Raw genomic sequence first — 11498 nt, 5'->3', positions numbered from 1 at the left:
CCCTATCAACCCCATTAATCTCCTTAACTGTATACCATGTGAATGAACTGTACACTATACACTTGGTTTATATTTGCAAAATTTCTTTTAACGTGTTATTTTTCTGAGCGTTTTTTTAAAAATTTTTCAAAATAATTTGAAATCGATAGTTTGGAGCAATGAGAAGGTCGAATTTTGATTACCTACCTCAGAATAAAAGGATAATTTATGAGCAGATGGCTCGTATTTATAGGGAGCAACTCCCTTTTAGAAATGTCGTATGGACTCCTTTTCAGAAAAAGCTTGTGGATAGCACAATAGCCTTTATCTCCGTAGCCGGTGTATATCATAAAGATGATAAACCCTTTACAAATGAAGGTAAAAGTGAGAATTACGAGTATAGAATTATTAATTCCAGAGTAAAAAGTAATCAGCTAAGATATGTAAATATTGATTGGGAAGATTCTGAGGCTAAAGAGGATATAAATGTAATCTGCCCTATTGAGAGGTTAATCCTGTTACAGAAAGAAGGTTTTGTCGGGAAGATTTATGAGAATGTCTATAGCTTTGCTGGTTTTAACGAGAATAGAGAACTTTTGGAAAAGAATATTAAAAGGATGATTCGGGAATTGAAAAAAGGCAAAGTAGATGGAGCTATAGTAATTCCGGTATCGGCGACTACAGGTGAAACTGCATGTATAATATCGAGATTGATTGAAGAGAGTAAAATCCCAACTGCAACACTAACATTGTTCTATGAGCAGGCTCTGACCTTTTCTCTTGCTAGATGCGCTTTTATTAATTTCCCCTTTGGAAGACCACTTGGTAAGGCTCACCATATATCGCTGCATACCGCCATTCTACGAGATATTTTAAGAATGCTTGAAAAAATGAAGCTGGTGGGTGAGATAATAAATCTGAATTATATATGGTCCTGGGGAGAAATACCTGAGTGGTAAAATCTATCTGTTAGCATAACAATAAAGACATTTCGATTTACAGGTATTATATTCACCGATGTCAATGCTATAGTAGCAGCCGCATTCATTTCTCGTTGGTCGAATCTCATTAGTAAAAGGTACATCGGGAAATAGCTTTTTCAAGATGTTTACGTCTATGCAGTGCCCTTTCTCTATGCCTGCCATTTGACCTACCTGATCTTCACAGCACGTTAAAATTTTTATATTCTTTTTCGATGCCGCATTCTTCATTCTGGAAAGTAATGACGCCTTTTCTTCGACAGTTGGTTCTGTTATTTTTATTCTGTTCTCATTTTTTAAAAATCTTCTTGATACTTTTTTGTAAATATCCACAAAACTTACATATATCCTTAAGATATAGCCATTCAGATTTTCAATTATTTCCTCAAATGATTCGAGTCGTTCAGAAAGTGGAGTCAGATTGGAAATTATAATTGGATCGTAACGAATAGATAATTTCTCTTTCCCATATTTTTCTGATAGTTCTTTAGCTAACTCGATCATCTCAAGACTTTCAGGTATATTTGGTTCAAGGATATTTTTCGCCTTTCCTTTATAATTATTTATAGTGAAATGTAAAATAAAACGTCCGGTGTATAGTTCATTTATTTTCTCAAGTGCTTTCATGAAGGGTCTATAGTTTTTTGACCAAAAAACAAATGCTGATATTTTATCGGGCTTAATGTCTACTTTGAGTCGTTGAAAATTAAAGGGATTTTTAAATAATATGAATCCCCTTTTAACGTCTTTTAAAAATTTTTCGGCATAGTATGCCGGGATATCGGATCGTCGGCTTACTGAAATAATTGGCAAAACATTTTCATCAACTTTGTTTATCGTTTTTATATCGTATTTCTGATCAAGGATTGTCTTTTTTCTTGTATCCATTTTCTAAAACGCGTTATGTTTTTCATTTGACACAAATTTTATTTAAATATTCATAACTTTCAAATGTTTTGTTCGAAAACACCAAATAAATTTACAAAATTTATTAAAAATGTTAATTGCAATAATTTATACGACAAAATTAAGTGGGTCTATATTTCAAATTGTGATTTACTTAACACTTTTATGTATCAGAAATTTAAATAATTGACAATATTGAAATATAATCATATATTTAAGCAAGTATGATAACAAAAAATGGAGATAAATATGCTTAGCGAAGACATGAGAAATTTGGGAATTATTTTGCTTGTTGTGGGATTATTACTTTTAATATTACCAAAGTGGTTTATTGTACTTGTTGGTGTTGTCGGTATCGTCTTCGGTATATTAATGGTTTTATTACCTGAAAAGATGATAGTATTTTTTTCAAAGTTTAAAAGTAAAAAGGGAGAATAAATACTGAAGCTGGGTCTATAACCCAAATATGCTGGCAGTTTATCAGAGTTAGCAGAGATGCTTCCGATGGAAAAAAGCGATTTTGAAGAAAAATATAAAGAGTTATTAAAAAAATATAATTCGCTTTTATCCTGTGCCGCTGAAGGAATCTGGTGTTTCGAAGCTGACGAGCCAGTTCCAATAGACCTTCCTGAAGATGAAATAATTGAGCTTATGTATGAAAGAGGATATTTAGCCGAATGCAACGATGTGATGGCGAGGATGTATGGTTTTGAAAAAAAGGAAGATATTCTGGGTGCCAGACTTTCTAATCTTCTTATAAAGGACGATCCAAATAATATTGAATATTTAAGAAGTTTTATCAGGAATGGTTTCAGACTTATAGATGGAATGTCTATTGAAAAAGATAAAGAGGGTAATGCACATGTTTTTGTGAATAACTTCATCGGGGAAATTGAAGATGGGAAACTAATACGTGCCTGGGGTACACAGCGGGATATTACAGAGATAAAGAAGAAAGAGTATGAATTACGTGAAAGTGAATTAAAATTTCGTAAGTCTTTTGAAAATATAACTGAAGGACAGGTTATAGGAAAATTCGTCCAGATAGGCAAAGATAGTTATGATTTTTTACTTATTGATATAAATCCTGCCTTCGAAAGAATTACAGGTCGGAAGAAGAAGGACTATATTGGAAAAATGTTGAAAGATTTTTATACACCACCAGCCCTTCCCAATCTGAAAGCGGTGTTGGATCTGAAGGATACGCATAAATCTATAAGTTTTGAATCGTACGTAAAGCCTTTAGATAAATATTTTATCATCCGTATGTATCATATATTCGGTGATTTATATGGATTTATTTTTATTGATGTGACTGAACTTCGCAAAATTACATATAGAAATGAATTGTTGAATAAATTATTAAAGGCTATCAGGAATGTAAATCAACATATAGCCAAAGAAAAGAATAGGGATAAGCTATTAAGTGGTATATGTGGTCATCTTGTTGAAACGGATGTCTTTCAAAGAGTATGGATTGTTCTTTTTGATGAGAAGAAACTTCCAATTAAAAGTTACAATATAGGATGGGGGAAAAGGGCTAATAATATTTTGAAAGAAAATGCTTCAGCTTATTTGCCAGAATGTGTTAATCTTGCTAAGGTTAAGGAACAGGTTTTAGAAGTAAGATTCCCTGAGGAATTCTGTAAAAATTGCAAACTTTATAAATCATGTGAAAGATTTAGTTCTCTTATTTATCCTATTAAGTATGAAAGTAATTTTTATGGTGTTCTATTTGCCTCATCCAACAAGGAAATTTTATCTGGAATGGAATATAAAAATTTGTTTGTTGAAGTTGGGATGGATATATCATATGCACTTCATGCTCTTGATGAGGAAGAGAAAAGAAAGGAGGTGGAAAAGAAACTAAGATTTGAAACAGAATTGTTACAAACTTTAATGGATAACATCCCCGATTCAATTTATTTTAAAGATGTCGAATCAAGGTTTATTAGAATAAATAAAGCCCAGGCAGAGCTTCTTGGTATAAAAAATCCGTTGGAAGCTATTGGCAAAACTGACTTTGACTTTTTTGATCAGGATTTTGCCGCTGAGGCTTTTGAAGATGAAAGAAGGATAATAAAAACAGGTTTACCTCTGATTGATAAAATTGAAAAGGTTATAAGAGATGGTAAAACGAGGTGGCTTTCGGCTACAAAAGTACCAATAAAGTCAGAATCTGGGGAAGTTATAGGGCTGGTAGGTATAACCAGAGATATTACGGAAAGGCATCTTGCTACTTTGGAAATTGAGGAAAGTGAAAGAAAGTACAGGGAACTAACCAATTTACTACCTGGTGTAGTCTTCGAAACAGATAAGGGAGGAAACATTACCTTTTTAAATCAGCAAGGAATGGAAATTTTTAATATATCTTCCGATCAACTTGAAAAAGGGATTGTAATTTATAGGTTATTTAAAGAAAGTGAATACGAAAAAGCGAAGAAAAATTTTAATAAAGTGAGAAAAACTGAGATTCCAATAAGCTTCGAGTCCAGTATAAAGACAGCAGATGGAAAGCAGTTTCCAGCATTGGTAAAGATTTCGTCAATTAAAATTGATAATAGTTTTCAAGGGACAAGGGGAATTATTTTAGATATAAGTGAAATAAAAGAGGCACAGGAGAAATTAGTCAGGTATGCTAAAGAAATAGAGGAATTTAGTCTTGTATCAGCGGAAATGCTTACTGTGAAAGATGATAATTTACTTTTTGAATTAATTTGCAAAAGTATTGTTGAAATTTCTGATTTTTCAAGGCTTTTATTTTATGTCTTTACTGACGAACCACCCTACAGGCGTATTTTAGGGGCAGTCGGTATTGATAATCATGTATTAGAAAAATTAAAAAAAGCAGAGGCGTCAAAGGAGTACTACAAATCTGTTTTCGATAGAGGCATAAAGCTTGGAAGACAGTCATGTTATGTTCCCCATACAATGAAGCATATATTAAGATTGGAGACAGTTGATTTTGGAAAAAGGGAATATGAATCAGGACCTGATAGGTGGCATAGAGAGGATAATTTATTTGTAGCTCTTCTTAATAAAGAAGGTGAGCTTGTAGGGATGTTGTCTCTGGATGATTCAAAGAGTGGTATGAAACCAACTGACGAAACGGTAAAGCCTATTGAAGTAATGGCAAATTTCATATCCCAGATTCTCCTTATGAGGCAAATAGAGAGGGAAGCCCAGCGGATACAGGAGAATCTTGCACATATTGAAAAGATTAGAGCTCTTGGAGAGATGGCTGGTGGAGTGGCTCATGATTTTAATAATGTATTGAGTGCAATTCTTGGTCGAGCCCAGCTATTAAAAAGGTTGAATATATCATCTGAGGTTGAGCATGGGCTCGAATTAATAGAAAAAGCTGCTCTTGATGGAGCGGAAACGGTTCAAAGGATACAAGATTTCACACGTCTTAGAAGTGATAAGCATTTTACAACTGTAAATATAAATGATATAGTCAATGATGCGATAAGATATTTAAGACCTAAATGGAAAGATGAAGCAGATTCAAAAGGAATATTTTTTAATATCCTTAAATCATTTGGTGACATTGACCTTGTTGAGGGTAATGAGTCAGAGTTGCGAGAAGTTTTTATGAATATAATTAGTAATTCGATAGATGCTATGCCGGAAGGTGGTGATATTTTAGTGAGAACTTCCATGGAAGGGAAACATGTAAAAGTTGAAATAACTGATACAGGTGTTGGTATGTCAGAGGAGGTTAAAAAGAGAGTGTTCGATCCGTTTTTCACGACGAAAGGTGTAAGGGGTTCTGGTCTTGGAATGAGCATTACTTATGGAATTGTTACGAGGCATAATGGAAGGATATTAATAGATAGTAAATTAGGTAAAGGTACGACAGTAAAAATCTTATTACCCTCTGCAAAGAAAACAAGGAAGAGAAGAATAATAGAAAAGAAAGAGGTAGAGCTAACTGATGTATATATTAATAAGATACTTGTTGTAGATGATGATGAAGGGCCAAAGGTACTTCTCGAGGATATCCTTAGATTATTGGGATATGATGTTGTTGGTGCGAGGGATGGAATTGAAGCATTTGAAATATTTAAGAAAGATCCTGAAATAGATGTCGTTTTTACTGACCTTGGTATGCCGCAGGTTTCGGGTTTTGAACTTGCGACTCAGGTTAAAAAACTGCGTGAAAATACGATCGTCATACTTGTTACAGGATGGGGAAGCCAGGTTAATATAAAAACTGCTAAAGAATATGGTATTGATAGAGTAATAACAAAGCCTTTTGAATTTGATGAGATTCAGAAAGTAGCGTCTGAATGTATGGTTTTGAAGAAACAGAAAATTTTGAAGTCTAAAAAGAAACCATAAAATAATTATATCCTACATAAATTAATTTATTTAAGTTAAATTTTGGCGGTTGAAGTATATTTTTATTATGAGTCGTAAAAAGGGCGATCGAGAAAAGCAGATCGAAGATTCAAAAATGAGATGGCTTACGAGATATACAGATTGGGCAGTAAAAAGATTAAGATTTGATGAATTTGATGAGGCAAGTGCAAATGAGTTTTTGCTAAAAGTAAAGGCGGAAATATTAAAAAGATTCCCGGGTAGGGAGAAGGAGTATTTTTTGATTTATCACAGGAGATTTGCCAGAATTTTGCTCAAAAGAGGTATTATTATAGAGCTATATGATAGTAATGCTATCAATTAACAGCAGGAATTACTATGGATAGACAAAAAGCGTGGGAACTTTTATGTAAGTACACAAAAAATGAAAATTTAAGGAAACATGCTCTTGCTGTCGAAGCAGCAATGAGGTTCTATGCTGAAAAATTTAGCGAAGATGTAGAAAAATGGGGTATAACTGGTCTTCTTCATGATTTCGATTATGAGGCTTATCCAACTGAAAAAGATCATCCCTATAAAGGAGCAGAAATACTCAGGAATGAAGGTTACCCTGAAGATGTTATAACTGCTATATTGGGTCATGCTTCATATACAGGGGTAAAAAGAGATACTCTAATGGCGAAGACATTGTTTGCAGTAGATGAATTGGCAGGATTTATTATAGCAGTAGCTCTTGTAAGACCTTCCAAAAGTATTTATGAAGTAACGGTTAGTTCCGTTAAAAAGAAATTTAAACAGAAAGCGTTCGCGGCAAAGGTTAATAGAGAAGAAATAATGCAGGGAATACAAGAGCTTGGTATTCCCGAGGATGAGCATATTCAGAATGTAATCGATGCATTAAAAAGTATAGCGAATCAGCTGCAACTTGAAGGAAGTATTAATGACTAAAAAGTGTAAATTTTGTGGTAATGAGATTTCTGAGGATTTTAAATACTGTCCCTACTGTGGAAAAACATTTGAGATAAAAAAATTAACGCGATCGAAAGATGATAGAAAGATTCTTGGAATCTGTGGCGGTCTGGGTAAATATTTTAATATAGATTCAAATATTATCCGTATCATAGCAGCAATTATTATTATCTATTCGGGAATTATTCCCGGTTTGGTTGTCTATTTCCTACTCGGGTTATTCATACCTGAAGATTGATTTTTTAATAGCTGGTTAAAAATTGCAAAATAAACTTTTAGAAAGAATTTTATTAAAAGTTGAAAAGCCCGGTCGTTATATTGGTGGGGAACCAGGATCTATCACGAAAAAGTGGACTTGGGAAAAAACATCTATTGTTTTGGTTTATCCAGATCTCTATGAAATCGGGATGTCATATTTTGGATTTAATATTCTTTACCATATTTTAAATCGCGAACCTGATATAATTGCAGAGCGTGCCTATGTTCCATGGATAGATTTCGAAAGCGAGCTTAGAAAGAATAAAATCCTACTTTATTCTCTTGAGTCCAGATACCCTTTAAAAAACTTTGATATTATTGGGTTTAACCTTTCTTATGAGCTTACATATACAAACATTTTAAATATTCTTGATCTTTCAGGCGTTGAAATATTTTCTGATAAGCGAGCTTATGATGAGCCTATAGTTATTGCAGGTGGTACGGGAGCTTATAATCCTGAGCCCCTTGCACCATTTATAGATGTTTTTTATATCGGTGACGCTGAAGAAAAGGTTGTAGAATTTGTTCGTGAAATAGGAAGATTGAGAAGAGAGTCAGCTACGAGAGAAGATGTTTTAAATGGTCTTCTTAATAAATTTGACAATATTTATATACCAGGATTTTATAAAGAAAATAAAGCAGGTGGAATCTCTTACATTTATCCAGAGCCCACTAAGAAAGGCGTCCCTGGAAAGATAAAAGTCTATAGAACTAGGTTTCTAAAAAACTCTTATTATCCAAGTCATCCTGTAATTCCAATAATTGACGTTTCTCATGATAGATTGACTTTTGAAATTATGAGAGGATGCTCCAGAGGTTGTCGCTTCTGTATGGCTGGTTTTATCTATAGGCCAATTAGGGAAAGGAACCATGAAGAGGTAAAAGATCAAATATTTTCAACAATTAAAAAAACTGGAATGGATGAGATTTCTTTATTGTCTCTTTCTAGTACCGATTATTCCGGGTTAAAATCGTTATTAAATGAAATTTATCCTTATATTGTAAGAGAGAAATTATCATTGTCATTGCCTTCACTGAGACTTGACAGATTTGATGATATAGTAGCGAAAGTTATCCGGGAAACCAGTAAATCAGGTATAACGTTTGCACCTGAGGCTGGGTCAGATAGATTGCGAAAAGTAATTAATAAGTATTATTCCGAGGAAGAAATTATTAAAGATACAGAGATTTTACTTTCTTATGGTTGGAGGTTATTGAAGCTATATTTCATGATAGGATTACCGTCTGAGACTGATGAAGACCTATATGCTATATATGAACTTGTACGAAAAATTCTTACCGTTGGGAAAGGTAGATTATCTTTGAATATTACCATTTCAACTTTTATTCCAAAACCCTTTACTCCGTTTCAATGGGAAGCACAATGTAGTCCCGATGAGACACAGCGAAAAATTTTTTTAATAAAATCTATGCTAAGAAGATTGAGAAATGTAAAAGTGATGACACGCGATCCTGAGTACTCCCTGCTGGAAGGAGTAATATCCAGAGGTGATAGGGCTATATCATCGGTAATTTACAGAGCATGGATGGAGGGTGCAAAGTTTGACTCATGGCGTGAGCATTTCTCGATAGAATGCTGGTATAAAGCTTTTGAACAGGAGGGTATCGATCCACTTGAATATTTAAAGGAAAGGGATACAACAAAAAATCTCCCATGGGACTTTATTGACACAGGTATATCTAAGGAATTTTTACTGTCTGAGAGAGAGAAGGCTTACAGTGGAGAACTTACTGAAGACTGTCGTGACCGCTGTAGTCTATGCCAAGTTTGCAATCGTGAAGTAGGGATGGTATTTGATAAAGATGCAAGAGATTTAAAAGAAGATTATATTTCATACAAACTCAAAAGTATAAAAGAGGAGACGGATGAGATAAAATTCAGGATAAAATATGCAAGAGATGAGAGGTTTAAATATTATTCACACCATGATATTACAAAGATATTCGTTATGGCATTAAGAAAAGCAAATTTGAAGCTATCATTTACGAAGGGATTTTCACAAAAGCCGAAGCTGTCACTTGGATTTCCACTACCATTTGGGTGCACATCAGAGGCGGAATATATTGATGTGTATTTAAAAGCTAATATTGTTGATTTAAAAGATATAATAAATAAAAATCTTCCGGATGGAATTAGAGTCATTGAAGTATACGGAATTACTCCAGATACTCCCTCAATCTATTCAGATGTTAAAGGATTTGTTTATTCGATATACTTTGAAAATAATATTTTATCTGAAATAAAGAGAAGAATAAATGAGATAATGAAGAAGGAAAGTTATATTATAGAAAGGGATTTGAAAAATAAGAGAGGAACTAAAAAAATAGATGCACGTAAACTGCTTGGTAAAGTTGACCTTTACGACAATTTGATTGATATTGAGATATTAGTGGATAACGGAAGGACGCTAAGAATAGATGAGGTTTTGGACGTTTTTCGAATCAATATGGAAGATGTAAGAATTCATAGGAAAAAAGTTCTATTTAAAAATTTTAAGGAATTAAAAAATGGATAAAGTTATTTTGATGAGTAAGTGCCTGCAAGAGACAAGAATTGCCATATTAGAAGATGGTAAACTTGTAGAATTATTCATAGAAAAATCTGGTAAATCCAGGATGGTGGGAAATATTTATAAGGGAAAAGTCGAAAATGTTGTTGAGGGTATCAGAGCTGCCTTTGTAGATATTGGATACGGTTTGAACGCTTTTTTACCTTTTTCTGAAGTTAATAATCCTGCATCGATTGTATCAATAACTGAGGATGTGGATCGGGAGGATGATGAGGAAATTGAAATTTTGCCGAGTCAACTAAAAGAGCCAGATACCGGTGAAATTAATATTAAAACAGGCCAGGATATACTAGTTCAGGTTATAAAAGAACCATTTGCTGATAAAGGACCAAGAGTTACAACCGACATTTCCCTTCCTGGTAGATTTCTTGTGCTTGTACCGAACATTAGCTATGTCGGTGTGTCTAAAAAAATAACCTCACGAAGCGAGAGAAAAAGGCTTAAAGATTTAGCGAAGAGCATTAAGCCAGACAATTTTGGATTGATTATCAGGACTGTGGCCGAGGGAAAGGAGAAGGACACTTTAAAAAAGGACCTTGATGATTTACTAAAGAAATGGGAAAGGATAGAGAAGAAAGCAAAGACAGAATCTGCTCCAGTTTGTGTATACGAGGATATCGAGATGGTAAGTTCGGTAATGAGGGATCTTTTAACACCTGATGTTTCGAAAGTTGTTGTAGATTCTAAGAGTCTGTACAAAAAGATACACTCGTATGTAAGCTCAGTCTCCCCTGATATGGTAAAAAGACTTGAGTATTATAGTTCGAAAACTCCGATATTTGACTTTTACGGTGTGGAAAAGGAAATTCGCAAATCATTGAATAAACGTGTCTGGCTAAAGAGCGGTGGATTTATTGTTATCGAGCATACAGAAGCAATGACGACAATAGATGTTAATAGCGGGAAGTTTATTGGTAAAAAGGACTATGAGGAAAATGCCCTTAAAATCAATATTCAGGCTGCTTATGAGATTGCACGCCAGGTGCGGTTGAGGGATATTGGTGGTATAATTGTTATTGATTTTATTGATATGGGAAAAGAAGAAAATAAAAAGAAAGTATTTCATGAGCTTTTGAAAGAGTTTAGAAAGGACAGAGCAAAGGTTGCAATTGCTCCAATTTCGGATTTTGGTCTGTTAGAAATGACTAGGCAGAGAACCCGCCTGAACCTGTTTTATACTGTAAGTGAGGAATGCCCATCCTGTCATGGTACAGGTAGAATCATGTCAAAAGATTCATTCATTACCCAGATTGAAAGCTGGCTTAGAAGATTCAGAGCAGAATCGAGGGAGTTGAAGTTAACTCTACAGGTACACCCATATATGGGGGAATACCTTAAAAATGAAATGAAAAAAATAGTGAAAAAGCTTCAGTGGAAAAATCTTATTCTTCTCAAAATAGAAGAAAATCCATCTTTAAGGTTGGATGAGTTTCGATTTATTTCACAAAAAACCGGTGAAGATATCACCGATAAGTATTAAAAAAGGTTAAAA

Annotated in this window: 9 protein-coding genes; 8 read left to right on the top strand and 1 reads right to left on the bottom strand. The window is 33.9% G+C overall.

What is annotated here, in order from left to right; genetic code table 11:
* Window positions 1-158 precede the first annotated feature (158 nt).
* On the top strand, window positions 159-938 hold the full coding sequence (locus H0Z29_11120; GenBank protein ID MBO8132042.1) for a hypothetical protein: 780 nt from the start codon (window positions 159-161) through the stop codon (window positions 936-938).
* Between the two features lie 3 nt (window positions 939-941).
* Here H0Z29_11120 and H0Z29_11115 read toward each other — a convergent pair whose 3' ends face one another.
* Window positions 942-1847, bottom strand: coding sequence for a DUF1848 domain-containing protein (locus H0Z29_11115; GenBank protein MBO8132041.1), 906 nt, complete (start codon window positions 1845-1847; stop codon window positions 942-944).
* Window positions 1848-2114: 267 nt separating this feature from the next.
* Between H0Z29_11115 and H0Z29_11110 the strand changes: the two genes are divergently transcribed.
* From H0Z29_11110 to H0Z29_11080, 7 genes are all read left to right on the top strand, one after another.
* Window positions 2115-2303, top strand: a complete 189-nt coding sequence (locus H0Z29_11110; GenBank protein MBO8132040.1) for a hypothetical protein — start codon at window positions 2115-2117, stop codon at window positions 2301-2303.
* Window positions 2304-2369: 66 nt separating this feature from the next.
* Entirely contained in the window at window positions 2370-6209 is a 3840-nt protein-coding gene (locus H0Z29_11105) for a PAS domain S-box protein (GenBank protein ID MBO8132039.1), read from the top strand.
* Window positions 6210-6276: 67 nt separating this feature from the next.
* Window positions 6277-6552 (top strand): hypothetical protein, encoded by a 276-nt coding sequence (locus H0Z29_11100; protein ID MBO8132038.1) that lies wholly within the window; start codon window positions 6277-6279, stop codon window positions 6550-6552.
* A gap of 14 nt (window positions 6553-6566) precedes the next feature.
* Complete coding sequence (locus tag H0Z29_11095) at window positions 6567-7136, top strand: HDIG domain-containing protein (protein MBO8132037.1); 570 nt, start codon at window positions 6567-6569, stop codon at window positions 7134-7136.
* Window positions 7129-7395, top strand: a complete 267-nt coding sequence (locus H0Z29_11090) for a PspC domain-containing protein (GenBank protein ID MBO8132036.1) — start codon at window positions 7129-7131, stop codon at window positions 7393-7395. The genes H0Z29_11095 and H0Z29_11090 overlap by 8 nt, the downstream gene beginning before the upstream one ends.
* A 22-nt stretch (window positions 7396-7417) precedes the next feature.
* Complete coding sequence (locus H0Z29_11085) at window positions 7418-9952, top strand: TIGR03960 family B12-binding radical SAM protein (GenBank protein MBO8132035.1); 2535 nt, start codon at window positions 7418-7420, stop codon at window positions 9950-9952.
* A complete protein-coding gene (locus H0Z29_11080) occupies window positions 9945-11486 on the top strand; it encodes an Rne/Rng family ribonuclease (protein MBO8132034.1) in 1542 nt (513 codons plus the stop codon). The genes H0Z29_11085 and H0Z29_11080 overlap by 8 nt, the downstream gene beginning before the upstream one ends.
* Window positions 11487-11498 lie beyond the last annotated feature (12 nt).

It is taken from the genome of Candidatus Neomarinimicrobiota bacterium (assembly GCA_017656425.1).
Classification (GTDB): domain Bacteria; phylum Fidelibacterota; class UBA2242; order UBA2242; family B5-G15; genus JACDNV01.
Note: the sequence above shows the minus strand (reverse complement) of the source record. Positions and strands in the feature narration are given on the sequence as shown.